A 16,698-nucleotide genomic window follows, 5' to 3' on the forward strand; every position below is an offset into this window, starting at 1 on the left:
CCTCCCGATGCAGACCGTCGCCCCCAACCCCCACCTGCAGACCGTGCGCGCCGCGCTCGACAAGGCGCGCGGCAGCGTCGCCCACGTCACCACCACCACCGCCTCGGGCCGCCTCACGCGCGCCGTGGGGCTGGTGCTCGAGGCGGTGGGCCTGCAGCTGCCCGTGGGCAGCGACTGCCTGATCGAACTGCCGGCGGGCAACGCGCAGCGCTACGCCGAGGCCGAAGTGGTCGGCTTCGCCGGCGACCGCCTGTTTTTGATGTCGCAGACCGAAGTGGCCGGCCTGGTGCCCGGCGCGCGCGTGTTCGCGCGGCCCGTCACCATCGAGCCGGGCATGAGCGGCGCAGGCAACGCCCACACCAAGCGCCTGCCCGTGGGCGAAGGCATGCTCGGGCGCGTGGTCGATGCGGCCGGCCGCCCGCTGGACGGGCTCGGTCCGCTGGACATCGCGCGCAAGGTGCCGCTGAGTTCGCCGCCCGTCAACCCGCTCACGCGCGCGCCCATCGACTCGGTGCTCGACGTGGGCGTGCGCGCCATCAACGCCATGCTCACCGTCGGGCGCGGCCAGCGCATGGGCCTGTTCGCCGGCTCCGGCGTGGGCAAGAGCGTGCTGCTGGGCATGATGGCGCGCTACACGAGCGCCGAGGTCATCGTGGTCGGCCTGATCGGCGAGCGCGGGCGCGAGGTGAAGGACTTCATCGAGAACACGCTGGGCGAGGAAGGCCTGGCCCGCGCCGTGGTGGTGGCGGCCCCGGCCGACAACTCGCCGCTGCTGCGCCTGCAGGGCGCGGCCTATGCCACCTGCCTGGCCGAGTACTTCCGCGACCTGGGCAAGGACGTGCTGCTCATCATGGACTCGCTCACCCGCTACGCCATGGCGCAGCGCGAGATCGCGCTGGCCGTGGGCGAGCCGCCGGCCACCAAGGGCTATCCGCCGTCGGTGTTTGCCAAGCTGCCCGCGCTGGTGGAACGCGCAGGCAACGGCGCGCGCGACGCACAGGGCCGCGGCGGCTCCATCACCGCCTTCTATACGGTGCTGTCCGAGGGCGACGACCAACAGGACCCGATTGCCGACTCGGCGCGCGCCATCCTGGACGGCCACGTGGTGCTGTCGCGCACGCTGGCCGAGGCCGGGCACTACCCCGCCATCGACATCGAGGCCTCCATCAGCCGCGCCATGACCGCGCTGATCCCGTCCACGCAGTTCGAAACGGTGCGCCGCTTCAAGCAGATGCTCTCGCGCTACCAGCGCAACCGCGACCTGATCAGCGTCGGCGCCTACGCGCCCGGCCACGACACGCAGCTGGACCAGGCGATTGCGATGTACCCGCGCATCGAGGCCTTCCTGCAGCAGTCGATGCACGAGCCCACGGCCTATGCCGAGGCCATCGCGCAGCTCGAAGGCCTGTTCACGGCCGAGCGCCGCCACTGAGGCGCGCGCCGCCCACCCGATTCCAGAGATACCACGCAAGGATTTCTTCCATGACCCGCAAGCTCCCCCTCGGCATGCTGATCGACCTGGCCCACACGCAGACCGACGACGCGGCGCGCCGCCTCGGCGCGCTGCAGAGCGCGCACCTGAACGCCAACCAGAAGCTCGAGCTGCTGCTGCAGTACCGCCAGGACTACCACGACCAGCTCGACGCGCTGATGCGCGACGGCCTGCCCTCCTCGCAGTGGCGCAACTACCGCAACTTCCTGGGCACGCTGGACGGCGCCATCGAGCAGCAGCGCGCCATTGCCGCGCAGACCGAGACCCGGCTGGACAACGGCCGCGTCGACTGGCAGCAGCAGAAGCGCCGCCTGAGCTCCTTCGACACCCTGGCCGAGCGCGTGCGCGCGCAGGAAACGATGGCCGCGAACAAGCGCGAGCAGCGCGACAGCGACGAACGCGCCGCGCGCAAGTTCTTCGACCGCAGCTCGCACACGACCCTTTGACTTTCCAGGAACCGACATGCCACCCATGATCATGCCCCCCGTCGCGCCGAACGCCGGCGGCCAGGCCGTCTCGCAAGCGGGCTCGCGCAGCCGCAGCGACGCCGACGAAGCGCAGGGCCGCGGTTTCGGCGCGGCCCTGGAGCGCTCGCGCCACGGCAACCGCCAGGAAACGAAGACGGCCGACGCCGCCTCGGGCGCCGCCACCGCCGAGCGCAAGCCCGGGCGCAAGTCCGCCGCCGACGAAGACACGAAAGACGCGCTGCCGCCCGCGCCGAACCTGGCCTTCCTGGCCCCGCCCAACACGCCGCTGCATGCGCTGACCCTCGCGGGCCGCGCCGGTCGCGCCGGTCGCGTGGACGCCCAGGGTGACGGCACGGCCGCGGCCACCGGCGTGGCCACGGCCGCTGGCGCTGGCGCCGCCACCGACATCCCGGCCGACCCGGCCCTGCAGAACGCCCTCGCCAAGCTGATGCCCGACGCAGCAGCCGCAGGGGCCGGCGCCACGGCCGCCGACGCCAAGGCCGCGCCCGACGCCGCGCTCGCGACCAAGGACGGCACCCGGCCGGCTGCCGCCAGGCCCGACCTCCCGAGCGCCGCCAATGCGGACACCACCGCTGCCACGGCCACTGCGCCGATCGCCGCGCTGCAGGACGTGGTGCGCGCCGCCGTCGCCGCACAGACCGCGGGCGTGGCCAACCGGCCTGCCGCCGCGTCCGCCGGCCCGGCCACCGGCACCGCCGCCAGCGGCCGTGCCGCGCCGCGCGCCGTGAGCGCCACCACGGCCGAGCAGCTCGCGAGCGCCGCCCAGTCCAAGCCCGCCGACGACACCGGCGCGTCGGTCACCGCCGCCGCCGTGCCGGCCACCACGGCCGCCCAGCCCGGCGCCAACGAAACCGGCACGCAGGACACGGCCACGCCGTTCGTGCTGCAGCAGGCCGGCGCCACCGCCGCGCCGGCGGACCGCACCACCGAAACCGCCGCCGCCCGCGCGCCGGTGCACACCGTCGCGCCCGAAGTCGGCAGCGACAAGTGGGCGCCTGCTCTCGGCCAACAGCTGGCCCGCATGAGCACCAGCGGCCAGCACACGGCCGAACTCAGCCTCAACCCCGCCGGCCTCGGCCCGCTGAAGGTCACGCTGTCGCTGGGCGACAACCAGGCCCAGGCGATGTTCGTGTCGGCCCACGAGAGCGTGCGCAAGGCCGTCGAGGCCGCGCTGCCGCAGCTGCGCACCTCGCTGTCGGAACAGGGCATCACCCTGGGCCAGGCCTCGGTCGGCGCGGACACGCGCCAGCCGTTCGGCAACGACGCCGCCTTCGCGCAGCAGCAACAGCAGCAAAACGGCGGCCGCCAGCAGGCCTCGAGCTACCCCGGCGCCGGCCGCACCGCGCCCGCCGCGCAGGCCGCCCCCGTGGCGCCCGTGCGCCAGAGCACCGCCGGCACCGCGGGCGCGGGGGTCGACACCTTCGCCTGACGCCGCCGGGCCACGGCCCCTCTTCCCCTCTCGGGCGCCCCGACGGCGCCCGGCAATGAACGGATATGACACGCCTTTGTGCGCTTGTTCGGCCGTTCGTCAGAGAGGGACTTCGCAAAGAATAGACCGGACCCCTCCAACCGCTCCACCATGGCTACCTCCTCTCCTGCAGCAACCGCCCTCCCCGGCGCGCCAGCCTCCAAGCGCTCGTCGAAGCTCGTGATCGGGCTCATCGTCGCCGTCGGCCTCGCCGCCGCCGGCGCGGCCGCGTACACCTTCGTTCCCCGCTTCATGAACGCGGCCTCCGCGCCGGAAACGGCGAAGGCGCCCGTGCCTGAAAAGCCGATCTTCCTGGCGCTCGAGCCGCTGACCGTCAACCTGCAGTCCGAAGGCCGCCCGCGCTTCCTGCAGGTCGGCATGGCGCTGCGCGTGCCCGACGAGCACACCAAGGCGCAGATCGTCGAGTTCATGCCCGAGCTGCGCAGCCGCCTGCTGATGCTGCTTTCGAACCGCGTCCCCGACACCCTGGTCACGCCGGAAGGCAAGGCCAAGCTGGCCGAGGAAATCCGCACGACGCTGAACGCGCCGCTGGCGGCCGGCCAGGCGCCCCTGGGCATCTCCAACGTGTCGTTCAACACCTTCGTGGTGCAGTGACCTTCTCCTTCGGACCAGCGACCCATGGCCTATGAACAGGTGCTTTCCCAGGACGAGGTCGATGCGCTCCTGCAGGGCGTCACCGGCGGGGACATCGACCAGACGGCCGCGCCCGTGCCTCCCAAGGACGGCCTGCCGGCGTACGACCTCGGCGCGCCCGACCGCGTGGTGCGCAACCGCATGCACACGCTGGAGGTCATCAACGACCGCTTCGCGCGCGGCCTGCGCAGCGCGCTGCTGAACTTCATGCGCCGCAGCCCCGACATCTCGGTGGGGCCGGTCCAGATCCAGCAGTACGGCGAGTTCGTGCGGCACCTGCCGGTGCCCGCGAACATCAACATGATCCACCTGAAGCCGCTGCGCGGCACGGCCCTCTTCGTGTTCGACCCGAAGCTGGTGTTCCTGGTGGTGGACAACCTCTTCGGCAGCGACGGGCGCTACCACGTGCGCGTGGAAGGCCGCGACTTCACGCGCACCGAGCAGCGCATCATCAAGCGCCTGCTCGACCTGTCGCTGCAGTGCTACGGCGACGCGTGGCAGCCGGTGTTCCCGCTGGACTTCGACTACGTGCGCGCCGAGATGCACGGCAAGCTCGCCAACATCGTGGCGCCCAACGAGGTGGTGATCAACACCACGCTGCAGATCGAGTTCGGCCCCATCGGCGGCTTCCTGCACGTGTGCCTGCCCTACTCGATGATCGAGCCGATCCGCGACCTGCTGTCCAACCCGATCCAGGACGAGGTCGAGGTCGACAAGCGCTGGGTGAAACAGATGTCGCGCCAGATGCAGGCCGCCGACGTCGAGCTCATCGCCGACTTCGTGACCATGCCTTCCACGCTCGGCGAGGTGATGAAGATGCAGGTCGGCGACGTGATCCCCATCGAGTTGCCCACGACGGTCGTCGCCAAGGTCGGCGGCGTGCCGGTGATGGATTGCGGCTACGGCACCTCCAACGAGCGCTACGCCCTGCGCGTGCAACAAATGATCTCCCATCAAGACAGCGATTTGAAGAACGACCATGACTGACAACACCTCTTCCGCCAGCAGCGACGCGGACGACTGGGCCAGCGCGCTGGCCGAGCAGACCGCAGCCACGCCTCCCGCCGTGCCCGAGCCCGCCGTGGCGCCCGCCACCGCGCAGGTCTTCCAGCAGATCCACGAAGCGGCCGCGCCCTCAACCACCACGCCCGTGGACATCGCGCGCGTGCTCGACGTGCCCGTGCAGCTCACCGCCGAGATCGGCCGCACCCGCATCACCATCAAGAACCTGCTGCAGCTGTCGCAGGGCTCGGTGGTCGAGCTCGACGGGCTGGCCGGCCAGCCGCTGGACGTGCTGATCAACGGCTACCTCATCGCCCAGGGCGAAGTGGTGGTGGTGAACGAGAAGTACGGCATCCGCCTGACCGACATCGTCACCCCGTCCGAGCGCATGCAGAAGCTCGCACGCACATGAGCCTGCGCCGCCAACTGCTCGCGGGGGCGGCGCTGCTGCCCGCGCTCTGGGCGCAGGCGGTGCACACGGCCCATGCCGCGCTGCCCACCGTGCCCACGCCCGTGCACGAGGCGGCGCCCGCCGCTTCCGGCGCGTCCAGCCTGCTGCAGGCCGGCTTCGGCATGGCGGTGGTGGTCGGCCTGATCTTCGGTTGCGCCTGGCTGGCACGCCGCTTCGGGCTGCAGCGCCTGGGCAGCGGCAACGTGGTGAAGGTGGTGTCCAGCGCCAACGTCGGCCAGCGCGAACGCGTGGTCGTGGTGGAAGTGGGCGACACCTGGCTGGTGCTGGGCGTCACGCCGAGCCAGGTCAACACGCTGCACACGCTGCCGGCCCAGGCTTCATCGGCACCGTCCGCGGCCCCCACCGCTCAGGCCGGCTCGCCCGCCTTCAACAACACCGTCGAACTCTTTGCCCGGAAACTGCGCGAGTCGCTCTCGGGCAAGTCGCATCCCGCCCCATGACGCACCCCGCATTGCGCCGCGGCCTGCGTGCCGCGCTGCTGCTTGCCGCCGCCGCGCTGCCCGCCGTGGCCTGGACCCAGGGCCTGCCCGGCCTCACCAGCACGCCCGGCCCCGGCGGCAGCCAGACCTGGTCGCTGAGCGTGCAGACCATGGTGCTGCTGACCTCGCTCACCTTCCTGCCCGCGCTGCTGCTGTCGATGACCAGCTTCACGCGCATCCTGATCGTGCTGGGCATGCTGCGCACCGCCATCGGCACGCAGACCTCGCCGCCCAACCAGATCCTGGTGGGACTGTCGCTGTTCCTCACCTTCTTCGTGATGTCGCCGGTGCTGGACAAGGCCTACACCGACGCCTACGTGCCCTTCTCCGAGAACAAGATCAGTGCTGAGAAGGCGATGGAGCGCGGCATCGCGCCCTTCAAGAACTTCATGCTCAAGCAGACCCGCGAGAGCGACCTGGCCCTGTTCGCCAAGCTCGCCAAGGCGCCCGACATGCAGGGCCCCGAAGACGTGCCGCTGCGCATCCTGCTGCCCTCGTTCGTCATCAGCGAGCTGAAGACGGCGTTCCAGATCGGCTTCACCATCTTCATACCGTTCCTCATCATCGACCTGGTGGTGGCGAGCGTGCTCATGTCCATGGGCATGATGATGGTGCCGCCCGCCTCCATTGCGCTGCCCTTCAAGCTGATGCTGTTCGTGCTGGCCGACGGCTGGCAGCTGCTCATCGGCGCGCTCACGCAGAGCTTCTACCTTTAGGTACGCAGAGATGAATCCCGAATCCGTCATGACCATGGGCCACCGGGCCATGGAGATCTCGCTGCTGCTGGGCGCGCCGCTGCTGCTGGTGGCGCTGGTGATCGGTTTGATCGTCAGCATCTTCCAGGCGGCCACGCAGATCAACGAGTCCACGCTGTCCTTCATTCCCAAGCTGCTCGCGGTGTTCGCGACGCTGGTCGTGGCCGGCCCCTGGATGCTCGACCGCATGCTCGACTACATGCGCGCGCTGTTCGCAGGCATTCCGCAGCTGCTGGCGTGACGCCTTCGATCTTCTCGGTCACCTCGGGCCAGCTCGAGGGCTGGATGGTCGCCTTCCTGTGGCCGTTCGTGCGCATGCTGGCGCTGATCAGCACCGCGCCCATCTTCTCCGAGGCCTGGGTGCCGCGGCCGGTGAAGGTGGCCATGGCCGCCATGCTCACCTTCGTGATAGCGCCCACCCTCGGGCCGTTTCCCGAGGTTCCGGTGGTCTCCGCCGGCGGCGCGTGGATCATCGTGCAGCAGGTGCTCATCGGCGCGGCCATGGGCTTCTCGATGAAGCTGGTGTTCGCCGCCGTGCTGGCCGCGGGCGAATACATCGGCCTGCAGATGGGCCTTTCGTTCGCGTCCTTCTTCGATCCCATGAGCCATGGCAGCACCATGGTGGTGGCGCGCCTGCTGAACATGCTGGCCACGCTGATCTTTCTCTCGCTCGACGGGCACCTGCTGATGGTGAACGCGCTGACCGAGAGCTTCCAGACCCTGCCCATCGCCACCGCGCCGCTGGCCTCCGGCGGCTGGATGTTCCTGGTGCTCACCGGCGGCGAGATCTTTTCCAGCGGGCTGATGCTGGCGCTGCCGCTCATCACCGCGCTGCTCACGCTGAACCTGGCCATGGGCATCCTGAACCGCGCCTCGCCGCAGTTCAGCATCTTCGCCGTGGGCTTTCCGCTCACGCTGCTGGCCGGCATCTTCATGCTGCAGCTGCTGATGCCGAACCTGGCGGCGTTCCTCGAGCCGCGCTTCGCGGAGTCGATCTCGAACATGCTGCGGTTCACGCAGGGCTTGCGTTCGTAGAACTGCACGGCCCTGCTCCCTTCTCTTTCTCTCTTTTTCTCTTACAGGTAGTTGAACAGCGAGATGCTGTTCAGCCGCGCGAAGGTCATCTGCGTGGCCTGCAGCGACGACTGGCGCTGGTAGAACTCCGCGATCGCGCTGTACGGGTCCAGGTCCTGGATGCTGGAGAGGTAGCTTTCCTCCTGCAGCTTGCTGTCCGAGCCGCTGCTGTCCAGCGCGTCGATTTCGCTCTGGCGCGAGCCCACCGACGACAGCACCGTCAGCACGTTGTCGTGCGCGTTGGTGACCTTCACGTTGGCGGTGCTCAGGGCGTTCTGCAGCTGGGCCTTGGCGGCGTCGCCGCCGCCGGTCAGCGGGGTGCGCAGGGCCGTCACCAGCTTGCCGATGGCCTCGAACACGTCGGTGCCCGCGTTCTTGGCGGTCGACACGTCGAAGCTGTCGCCGCTGGCCGGCGTGCCGGTGACGCTCAGCTGCACGCCGCCGAACGAGATGGGCTCGCCCGCCGTGAAGGCGCCGGTCGCGGCCACCACGGGCGGCGTGTCCTTGGTGCTCACGGTGTAGTTGCCGCCAGCGAAGCTGATGGTGAAGTCCTTGCCGTAGTTGGCGGCGGTGGAATCCTTCACGCTGACGGGGCCGAACACGCCGGTGCCGGTGTTGGTGGACGAGGTGGAAGTCACGTAGCCCGCGCCGCCCTGCACCGACTGGAACACGCTGCGGCCGTCGTCCGAGGTGGACAGCTGGCGCGCCACGTCGACCTGCATCAGGCGCTGGCCCTGGTCGCCCACGTACTGCACGCCGCCGCCGGTGGTGGCCACGAACGGCGGGCTGCCGCTCTTGAAGCCCGCGAACAGGTACTGGCCGTTGCCGTCGTCGGAGTTGGCCACGCCCACGAGCTGGTCCAGCCCGCTCTGGATGGTGGTGGCGATCGAGGCGCGGTCGGCGTCCGTCAGCGTGCCGTTGCCGGCGGCCACGGTCAGCGTCTTGATGTTCTGCAGGATCGAGGTGACCGAGTTGAGCGCGTTCTCTTCGGTGGACAGCGACAGCGACGCGCGCTGGCGGCTGGTGGCGTACTGCGCGGTTTCCGACAGCGTCTGGCTGACGCCGAGCGCGCGGGCCGCGGCCACCGGGTCGTCGCCGGCCGTGAGGAACTTGGAATTCGTGGCCAGCTGCTGCTGGACGCGGAACAGCTTCTGCTGCTGCTGGCCCATCGAGACGACGTTCTGGTCGTAGAAGGAAGCGGTGCTGATGCGCATGGGGTTTGCCTGGATCTGTACGTTGATGACGGTGAAGGCGATCAGTTGCTGATGCCGAGGATCGCGTCGAAGATCGTCGACGCGGTCTGGATCACCTTGGCGTTGGCCTGGTACATCTGCTGGAACATCAGCAGGTTGGCGGTTTCCTCGTCCTGGTTGACGCCGGAAATCGATTGCTGGCTGGCCTTGATCTGGCTGGTCACGCTGTCTTGCGTGGTGCCGGCCACCTTGACCGCCATGGCGCGGTTGCCCACGTCGCTCACCAGCTGCGAGTACGCGCCGTTGAAGGTCGCGGTGCCGCCGGCCATCGTGTTCTTGCGCTGCAGTGCGCCCAGCAGCAGCGCGTTGCTGCCATCGGACACGCCCGAGCTGTTCTTGCCGATGGTGAAGGCGTCGCCCTGCGAGGGCGCGCCGGTCATGCTGACCGTGACGCCGTCGAAGCTCATCTTGGCGCCGGCGGTGTAGGGCACGGCCGCGCCGGCGGCGTAGCTGGTGCTGGTGCCGTCGGCCAGCGTCACGGTCACGGCCGAGGTGGCCGGGAAGCCCGAGAAGCTGCCGGTGGCGGCGTCGTAGTTCAGCGTCACGGTGCCGGCCAGCGGCGTGCCGGGGTAGCTGGCGTCCACGGTGGCGGTGCCCAGCGCGCCGGTGCCCTTGTTGCCCGAGGTGTTGCCGGTGATCACCGGCGACGCGGCGGCCACCTTGGCCGGGTCCAGCGTCACCACGTTGAGGTCGCGCGCGCCGGTGCGCGTGGGCTGCACCATGAACGAGTCGCCGGCCTGTGCGGTGCCGCTGGCGGCGCCGAGGGTGACGCCGTCGAAGGTGATGGGGAAAGTGGTGAATGTGCCCATCGACGTTTTGTCCGAAAGCCGGGTGACCGAGTAGTTGAGCGTGCCGGCCACGTCGGTGACGCTCACGGTGTAGTCGCTGGTCGTGAGCTTCGACGCGTCAGTGAGCGTGCCGCTGAGTTCGAGGTTGCCCGTGTTCTTGGCGTTGGGGAGCACGCCCGGCACGGACTGCGAGAAGAAGTTCTGGCCCAGCGCGCCGTTCAGGTCCACGCCCAGCTTGCTCTGCGCGTTCACCGCGTCGGACACCGACATGGCGAGGCGGCCGATCGCGTTCTGCGACGGGATCAGCGTGTCGCGGCGAAAGCTCATGAGCCCGCCCAGCACGCCGCCGCTGATGACGCCGTCGGCCAGCTCGGTGGTGTTGCCGCTGAAGCCCTTGAGTGCCACGACCTTGCGCGACGGGTCGGCGGCCGAGTTCACAGCCGCCATCTCCGACGCGTAGTCACCCACCACCAGCGACTGGCCGGTGGCGATGAACACGTTGTACTTGCCGTTGTCCTGCTGCAGCACCTTCACGTCGACCACCTGGCTCAGGTTGCTCACGAGCTGGTCGCGCTGGTCGAGCAGGTCGTTCGGCGGCTGGCCGCCGGCCATCGCGCTGATCTGGCTGATCTGCTGGTTGAGGCTGGCGATCTTGGTGGCGTAGGTGTTGATCTGGTCGACGCTGCCCGAGATCTGCTCGTTCACCGACGAATTCAGGTCCGACAGGTACTGGTCGGTCGTGCGGAACTTGCTGGCCAGTGCCTGCGCCGAGCTGATCATCTGCTGGCGCGCGGCCGGGTCGGCCGGCGTGTTGGCCACGCCCTGGATGCTGGTGAAGAAGCTCTGCATCAGCGGTGCGATGCCCGAGGTCTTGTCGGCCAGCAGCGTGTCGATGCGGTTGATCTGCACGCTGTTGGTGGCCAGCGCGGCCGAGCTCGACTGCGCGCTGGACAGCTGCGCCGTCAGGTAGCGGTCGTAGCTGCGCGACACGGTCGTCACGTTGGCGCCGGAGCCGATGAAGCCCGAACCGCTGGAAATGGCGCTGCCGGTGGCGATCTCGGCCACCTGGCGGCTGTAGCCGGCGGTGTACACGTTGGCGGTGTTGTGGGCCGTGGTCATCAGCGCGGTGCGAGCTACGCTGAGGCCGCTCAGACCCGTGAAAAACAAACTTCCGGACATATGGCTTTACCTGTCGATGGTGTGTAGGGGTGGCATCTCTTCGATGCCTCATGCTCTATATCGGCAGCTCCGGCCGAATGTTGAGGGTCAGAACTCGGTCCAGTCGCCCTTGTCTGCCTTGCCGTCCTTGCCGCCACCGGCCATGGCCAGCTGCGCCGCCGGCTCGCGCCGCGCGGGCAGCGCGCCGGCCGGGCGTCTGGGCGCGGGGCGCACCGCCTTGGGGATCGGCGTGATGCGCGTGAAAGCCGCGCGCGGCACGGCCACGGTGTTCTGGTCGAGCTTGAAGACGCTGACGGCCTGCACCAGGCTGCCGGCCTGTTCCTGCAGCGACTGGGCGGCGGCCGAGGCCTCTTCGACCAGCGCCGCGTTCTGTTGGGTGACCTGGTCCATCTGCGTGATGGCCTGGTTGATCTGTTCGATGCCGGAGGTCTGCTCCTGGCTCGCCGCGGTGATCTCGCCCATGATGTCGGTCACGCGTTTCACGCTGCCGACGATCTCTTCCATGGTGCGGCCGGCTTCCGCGACCTGCTTGCTGCCTTCCTCGACCTTTTCGACGGAGTCGCCGATCAGCGTCTTGATTTCCTTGGCGGCCGCGGCCGAGCGCTGCGCCAGGCTGCGCACTTCCGATGCCACGACCGCGAAGCCACGGCCCTGCTCACCGGCGCGCGCCGCTTCCACCGCGGCGTTCAGCGCCAGGATGTTGGTCTGGAACGCGATGCCGTCGATCACGCCGATGATGTCGACGATCTTCTTGGAAGACGCGTTGATCGAGCCCATGGTGTCCACCACCTGGCCGACCACATTGCCGCCGCGCACAGCCACTTCCGAAGCCGACACCGCCAGCTGGTTGGCCTGGCGTGCGTTGTCGGCGTTCTGCTTCACGGTCGACGTGAGTTCTTCCATCGAAGCGGCGGTCTGCTCCAGCGAGCTGGCTTGTTCTTCGGTGCGCGAAGACAGGTCCTGGTTGCCCGAGGCGATCTGCCCCGAGGCCGTCGCGATCGTCTCGGTGCCGACGCGCACTTCGCCCACCACCTTGGCCAGGCTCGCATTCATTTCGCGCAAGGCATGCATCAGCTGCCCTGCCTCGTCGCGGCTTTCCACGCGGATGTCCGTGCTCAGGTCGCCGGCGGCCACGGTCTCGGCAACGGTCACGGCGTGGCCCAGCGGGCGCACGATGCCCAGCGTCAGGCGCCAGGCGAGCAGCGCGCCCAGCACGAGCGCAATGGCCGACAGCGCCAGCAGGGTGACCTGGCCGGTGCCGTAGTCGGCCGAAATTCCCTTGGACAGCACGTCGATCTTGTCGCGCTGGTGCGCGGCGAGCTTGGCGACGGCTTCTTCATAGACGGTGAGCCCGGCGGCGAACTTGGTGTCCGCCATCTCGCTGGCCTCGGCGCTCTGGCCCGCGGCCTTGAGCTTGTTGATCTTCTCGATGATCTCCAGCACCACGGCGCGCGCATCGGCCACGCCGGCGTAGAGCTTCTTTTCTTCCGGCGTCGTCAGCATCTCCTCGAGCTTCTTCTGCACCGGATTGATGAGCGCCGAGCTGTCGGCGCGCGCCTTCGCGAAGTACGCGACGACGGTGGGGTCGGTGGCCTTGACCATCGCGAACGAACGCACGATGGTCGGGCCCAGCAGGTTCGACCACTGGTTGGCCAGGCGCTCCTTCACGAGCGCGTTCTCGATCATCTCGTCCGTGGCCTTGCCCACGTTCGACAGGCGCATCAGGCCGGTGCCGGCGATGACGGCCATCAGGACCAGCATGGCCGCGAAGCCAAGGCCCAGGCGGGCGCCGATTTTCAGGTTCTTCAAACTCATTTGATTTCTTCTTTCAGAACTGGAACGAATCTCGCCGCGGAATGCGGCGTTGTCGCGTCGTTATCGGCACGGGCCCGCCAGTGGTTGACCCCTCGTTTCCCCTAGAACTCGGTCCAGTCGCCCTTGGCGTCGGCCGCCATGGCGAGCTTGGGCGCGGTGCCCGAACCGGGCTCGCGCCGCGCGGGCAGCGCCTTGGCCGCACGCTTGGGCGCGGGCTTGCCGGACTTGGGCATCGGGGTGATGCGCGTGAAGCCGGTGCGGGCCACCACCGGGGCGTTGTCGAGCTTGAAGATGCTCACGGCCTGCACGAGGCTGCCCGCTTGTTCCTGCAGCGACTGGGCAGCGGCTGAGGCTTCTTCCACCAGCGCGGCGTTCTGCTGCGTGACCTGGTCCATCTGCGTGATGGCCTGGTTGATCTGTTCGATGCCCGAGGTCTGTTCCTGGCTCGCTGCGGTGATCTCGCCCATGATGTCGGTCACCCGGCGCACGCTGCCCACGATCTCTTCCATCGTGCGGCCCGCTTCTTCCACCTGCTTGCTGCCGGCCTCGACCTTCTCGACCGAGTCGCCGATCAGCGTCTTGATTTCCTTGGCCGCCGCCGCCGAGCGTTGCGCCAGGCTGCGCACTTCCGATGCCACCACCGCAAAGCCGCGGCCCTGTTCACCGGCGCGTGCCGCTTCCACCGCGGCGTTCAACGCCAGGATGTTGGTCTGGAACGCGATGCCGTCGATCACACCGATGATGTCGACGATCTTCTTGGACGACGCATTGATGGAACCCATCGTGTCGACCACTTGCGACACGACCGTGCCGCCCTTGACGGCGACTTCCGAAGCCGACACCGCCAGCTGGTTGGCCTGGCGCGCGTTGTCCGCGTTCTGCTTCACGGTGCTGGTCAGCTCTTCCATCGACGCCGCCGTCTGCTCGAGCGAGCTGGCCTGCTCTTCGGTGCGCGAAGACAGGTCCTGGTTGCCGGAGGCGATCTGGCTCGAGGCCGTGGCGATCGTGTCCGTGCCCGTGCGCACTTCGCCCACGATCTTCACCAGGCTGTCGTTCATTCCCCTCAGGGCGTCGAGCAGCAGGCCGGTCTCGTCGGTCGTTTCCGATTCGATGCGGCTGGTCAGGTCGCCGCCGGCCACCGACTGCGCCACCTTCACGGCTTCGGCCAGCGGACGCGCGACGATGCGCGCGATCCACAGTGCCAGCACCAGGCCGAGCGCCACGGCGCCCAGCAGCAGGCCGACCACCCACAGGCGTGCTTGCGCATACACGCTGTCGGACGTGGCACCGGCGCGCACGGCGCCGTTCACGTTCACTTCGGTGAGCTTGTCGAGCGCCGCGTTCATCTCGCGGTTCAGCTGCAGCGACTTGCCGCGGCTCAGCGTGGTCGCCTGCTCGCTGTCCTGCGTGTGCGAGATCGCGATGATCTTGTTGTGCTCGGCGCCGTACTGGTTCAGCAGCTTCTGGAACTCGGGGAAAACCTCGCGTTCCTGGGGTTCGGAGATGAGTGCGGCGTACTCGGCCATGCTCTTCTGCAGCAGCGCCCAGGTCTGGTCCATCGACTTTTCATAGGTGGCCATCTCGTCGTACGAACCCGACAGGATGTGCTGCAGTTCCTGCGTGCGGTAGCGCGACACCAGGTTCTTCATTTCCAGCAGCGAGCGCGTGGCCGGCATCCAGTTGGTCGCCAGGTCCGTGGACATGTCGTGGACCTTGCCCAGCTGCAGCACCGACACGGCACCGACGCAGACCGTCAGCACAAGGACGGCGATGAACGACACAAGCAGCTTGGTCGCGATTTTGAGGTTGTAGAACGCTTTGATGATTTTTCCTTCGTGGGGCCGCGGGCCCCGGGTAACCTGTTGTTTTCAGTTGTTCCGCGGGAAGACTCAGAATTCCGTCCAGTCGCCGTTGCTGCTGCTGGCCGAGGCCAGCTGGGGCGCGGCGGGTTGCGACGGCTTGCTGCGGGCCGTCGGCAATGCCTTGGCCCTGGCCTTCGCCGGAAGTTGCGCGGGATGCGCGGGGTGCACCGCCACCTGCAATCTCGCAGGCGCCTGGTGACCCGAACCCAGTTTGAAAATGCTGACGGCCTGCACGAGGCTGCCCGCTTGCTCCTGAAGCGATTGCGCGGCGGCTGAGGCTTCTTCCACCAGCGCGGCGTTCTGCTGCGTGACCTGGTCCATCTGCGTGATGGCCTGGTTGATCTGTTCGATGCCGGAGGTCTGCTCCTGGCTGGCGGCGGTGATCTCGCCCATGATGTCCGTCACGCGCTTCACGCTGCCGACGATTTCTTCCATGGTGCGGCCGGCTTCCGCGACCTGCTTGCTGCCTTCCTCGACCTTGTCGACCGAGTCGCCGATCAGCGTCTTGATTTCCTTGGCCGCCGCCGCCGAGCGCTGCGCCAGGCTGCGCACTTCCGATGCGACCACGGCGAAACCGCGGCCCTGCTCACCGGCGCGCGCCGCTTCCACGGCGGCATTCAGCGCCAGGATGTTGGTCTGGAACGCGATGCCGTCGATCACGCCGATGATGTCGACGATCTTTTTCGACGAAGCGTTGATCGAGCCCATGGTGTCCACCACCTGGCCGACCACATTGCCGCCGCGCACGGCCACTTCCGAAGCCGACACCGCCAGCTGGTTGGCCTGGCGCGCGTTGTCGGCGTTCTGCTTCACGGTCGACGTGAGTTCTTCCATCGACGCTGCCGTTTCCTCCAGCGAACTCGCCTGCTCTTCGGTGCGCGAAGACAGGTCCTGGTTGCCCGAGGCGATCTGCCCCGACGCCGTGGCGATGGTCTCGGTGCCGGTGCGAACTTCGCCCACCACCTTGGCCAGGTTCGCGTTCATGTCCTTCAGCGCCTGCATCAGCTGGCCGGCCTCGTCGCGGCTTTCCACGCGGATGTCGGTGCTCAGGTCGCCGGCGGCCACCGTCTCGGCCAGCTCGACGGCCTGCGCCAGCGGGCGCACGATGCTGCGCGCAATGAAGAACGCGAAGATGCCGCCGCTCAGCACCGTCAGCACCGTCAGCAGCAGCTGCAGGTTGAAGCTGTGCGCGTTCGCGGTGTCGATGCCCTTGCTCATGCTGTCGATGTCGCGGCGTTCGATGGCCAGCAGGTCGAGCACGCGGCCTTCATAGGCCTTGGCCGCCGGCTGGAACGATTCCTTGAAGGCGCGCGCGGTGTCCACCGCATTGCCGCTGGCCTTGGCCTTGCCCACGTCGTCCTTCGCCGCCTGGTACTTGGCGCGCAGCTCGACGATCGACTTGTAGGTTGCCTTTTCCTCGTCGGTGAACAGCAGCGGCTCCACCTTCGCCATGGTCTCGCTGCCCTTCTTCACGCTGTCGGAGATGACGTCCGCGAAGGTCACGGGCAAGGTCTCGTCGGTGGTGCGCGCGATCATCGACGTGCGTGCGATGGCCGCGTACGTCAGCACGTACCAGTCGGAGATGAGCCGCTCTTTCGCGAGCGGGCTCTGCATCATCAGCCGCGTGGCTTCCGCGTTGCTGCGCGAAGACACCAGGGCGATGGCGGTCGAGACCACGGTCAGCCCCAGCACGATGGCGAAGGCCAGCATCAGGCGGGTGCCGATGCGAAGGTTGGACAGGAAGTTCATGGCAATGCCTTGAGGAGGGTGGGTTCGAGCCGAGGGTCAGGCGACGGCGGCGGCCTCGACGAGGCCCATTTCGTCGCTGGACATCAGGCGGTCGATGTCCACCAGGATCAGCATCCGCTCGTCCAGCGTGCCCAGCCCGATCAGGTAGTCGGCGTCCAGCACCGAGCC

General features: G+C 68.5%; 15 protein-coding genes and 1 pseudogene. 10 read left to right on the forward strand and 6 right to left on the reverse strand.

Features of this window, described 5'->3' with window-relative positions:
* The first annotated feature begins 7 nt into the window (after positions 1–7).
* From fliI to fliR, 10 genes are all read left to right on the forward strand, one after another.
* Positions 8–1,432: a flagellar protein export ATPase FliI gene (gene fliI / locus BM004_RS37990; RefSeq protein WP_093131140.1), complete on the forward strand. Its 1,425-nt coding sequence runs from the start codon at positions 8–10 to the stop codon at positions 1,430–1,432.
* Between the two features lie 50 nt (positions 1,433–1,482).
* Positions 1,483–1,938, forward strand: a complete 456-nt coding sequence (gene fliJ, locus BM004_RS37995; RefSeq protein WP_093131142.1) for a flagellar export protein FliJ — start codon at positions 1,483–1,485, stop codon at positions 1,936–1,938.
* 25 nt (positions 1,939–1,963) lie between these two features.
* A complete protein-coding gene (locus BM004_RS38000; RefSeq protein WP_093221729.1) occupies positions 1,964–3,409 on the forward strand; it encodes a flagellar hook-length control protein FliK in 1,446 nt (481 codons plus the stop codon).
* Positions 3,410–3,559: 150 nt separating this feature from the next.
* Positions 3,560–4,063 (forward strand): flagellar basal body-associated protein FliL, encoded by a 504-nt coding sequence (gene fliL / locus BM004_RS38005; protein ID WP_093131146.1) that lies wholly within the window; start codon positions 3,560–3,562, stop codon positions 4,061–4,063.
* A 24-nt stretch (positions 4,064–4,087) separates the two neighbouring features.
* Positions 4,088–5,089, forward strand: coding sequence for a flagellar motor switch protein FliM (gene fliM / locus BM004_RS38010; protein ID WP_093131148.1), 1,002 nt, complete (start codon positions 4,088–4,090; stop codon positions 5,087–5,089).
* The gene (fliN, locus tag BM004_RS38015) at positions 5,082–5,516 is read left to right on the forward strand and encodes a flagellar motor switch protein FliN (protein WP_093131150.1); all 435 of its coding nucleotides are present in this window, start codon (positions 5,082–5,084) and stop codon (positions 5,514–5,516) included. The genes fliM and fliN overlap by 8 nt, the downstream gene beginning before the upstream one ends.
* Positions 5,513–6,016, forward strand: a complete 504-nt coding sequence (gene fliO / locus BM004_RS38020; RefSeq protein ID WP_093131152.1) for a flagellar biosynthetic protein FliO — start codon at positions 5,513–5,515, stop codon at positions 6,014–6,016. The genes fliN and fliO overlap by 4 nt, the downstream gene beginning before the upstream one ends.
* Entirely contained in the window at positions 6,013–6,771 is a 759-nt protein-coding gene (gene fliP, locus BM004_RS38025; RefSeq protein ID WP_093131154.1) for a flagellar type III secretion system pore protein FliP, read from the forward strand. The genes fliO and fliP overlap by 4 nt, the downstream gene beginning before the upstream one ends.
* Before the next feature lie 10 nt (positions 6,772–6,781).
* Positions 6,782–7,051, forward strand: coding sequence for a flagellar biosynthesis protein FliQ (gene fliQ / locus BM004_RS38030; RefSeq protein WP_093131156.1), 270 nt, complete (start codon positions 6,782–6,784; stop codon positions 7,049–7,051).
* Positions 7,052–7,059: 8 nt separating this feature from the next.
* Positions 7,060–7,845 (forward strand): flagellar biosynthetic protein FliR, encoded by a 786-nt coding sequence (fliR, locus tag BM004_RS38035; protein WP_371271224.1) that lies wholly within the window; start codon positions 7,060–7,062, stop codon positions 7,843–7,845.
* Positions 7,846–7,886: 41 nt separating this feature from the next.
* On the opposite strand, the gene flgL is transcribed toward fliR, so the two are convergent.
* The 6 genes and pseudogenes from flgL to BM004_RS42245 all read right to left on the reverse strand — a co-directional run.
* On the reverse strand, positions 7,887–9,098 hold the full coding sequence (gene flgL / locus BM004_RS38040) for a flagellar hook-associated protein FlgL (protein ID WP_093131158.1): 1,212 nt from the start codon (positions 9,096–9,098) through the stop codon (positions 7,887–7,889).
* Positions 9,099–9,139: 41 nt separating this feature from the next.
* Positions 9,140–11,104 (reverse strand): flagellar hook-associated protein FlgK, encoded by a 1,965-nt coding sequence (gene flgK / locus BM004_RS38045; protein ID WP_093221731.1) that lies wholly within the window; start codon positions 11,102–11,104, stop codon positions 9,140–9,142.
* Between the two features lie 87 nt (positions 11,105–11,191).
* Entirely contained in the window at positions 11,192–12,919 is a 1,728-nt protein-coding gene (locus BM004_RS38050; RefSeq protein ID WP_093221734.1) for a methyl-accepting chemotaxis protein, read from the reverse strand.
* Between the two features lie 101 nt (positions 12,920–13,020).
* The gene (locus BM004_RS38055; RefSeq protein ID WP_093221736.1) at positions 13,021–14,742 is read right to left on the reverse strand and encodes a methyl-accepting chemotaxis protein; all 1,722 of its coding nucleotides are present in this window, start codon (positions 14,740–14,742) and stop codon (positions 13,021–13,023) included.
* Between the two features lie 66 nt (positions 14,743–14,808).
* Positions 14,809–16,530: a methyl-accepting chemotaxis protein gene (locus tag BM004_RS38060; RefSeq protein ID WP_093131166.1), complete on the reverse strand. Its 1,722-nt coding sequence runs from the start codon at positions 16,528–16,530 to the stop codon at positions 14,809–14,811.
* Positions 16,531–16,566: 36 nt separating this feature from the next.
* Positions 16,567–16,698: pseudogene (locus BM004_RS42245) on the reverse strand (chemotaxis protein CheW); the annotation flags it as partial.

It is taken from the genome of Variovorax sp. OK212 (genome assembly GCF_900112425.1).
In the GTDB taxonomy this organism is placed as follows: Bacteria; Pseudomonadota; Gammaproteobacteria; order Burkholderiales; family Burkholderiaceae_C; genus Variovorax.

Bases quoted from the DNA above. Each gene is read 5' to 3' on its own strand.
- BM004_RS38000 (WP_093221729.1), top strand. From the start codon at position 1,964: ATGATCATGCCCCCCGTCGCGCCGAACGCCGGCGGCCAGGCCGTCTCG.
- fliQ (WP_093131156.1), top strand. From the start codon at position 6,782: ATGAATCCCGAATCCGTCATGACCATGGGCCACCGGGCCATGGAGATC.
- flgK (WP_093221731.1), bottom strand. From the start codon at position 11,104: ATGTCCGGAAGTTTGTTTTTCACGGGTCTGAGCGGCCTCAGCGTAGCT.
- fliP (WP_093131154.1), top strand. From the start codon at position 6,013: ATGACGCACCCCGCATTGCGCCGCGGCCTGCGTGCCGCGCTGCTGCTT.
- fliM (WP_093131148.1), top strand. From the start codon at position 4,088: ATGGCCTATGAACAGGTGCTTTCCCAGGACGAGGTCGATGCGCTCCTG.
- BM004_RS38050 (WP_093221734.1), bottom strand. From the start codon at position 12,919: ATGAGTTTGAAGAACCTGAAAATCGGCGCCCGCCTGGGCCTTGGCTTC.
- BM004_RS38060 (WP_093131166.1), bottom strand. From the start codon at position 16,530: ATGAACTTCCTGTCCAACCTTCGCATCGGCACCCGCCTGATGCTGGCC.
- fliI (WP_093131140.1), top strand. From the start codon at position 8: ATGCAGACCGTCGCCCCCAACCCCCACCTGCAGACCGTGCGCGCCGCG.
- fliL (WP_093131146.1), top strand. From the start codon at position 3,560: ATGGCTACCTCCTCTCCTGCAGCAACCGCCCTCCCCGGCGCGCCAGCC.
- fliJ (WP_093131142.1), top strand. From the start codon at position 1,483: ATGACCCGCAAGCTCCCCCTCGGCATGCTGATCGACCTGGCCCACACG.
- fliO (WP_093131152.1), top strand. From the start codon at position 5,513: ATGAGCCTGCGCCGCCAACTGCTCGCGGGGGCGGCGCTGCTGCCCGCG.
- fliN (WP_093131150.1), top strand. From the start codon at position 5,082: ATGACTGACAACACCTCTTCCGCCAGCAGCGACGCGGACGACTGGGCC.
- flgL (WP_093131158.1), bottom strand. From the start codon at position 9,098: ATGCGCATCAGCACCGCTTCCTTCTACGACCAGAACGTCGTCTCGATG.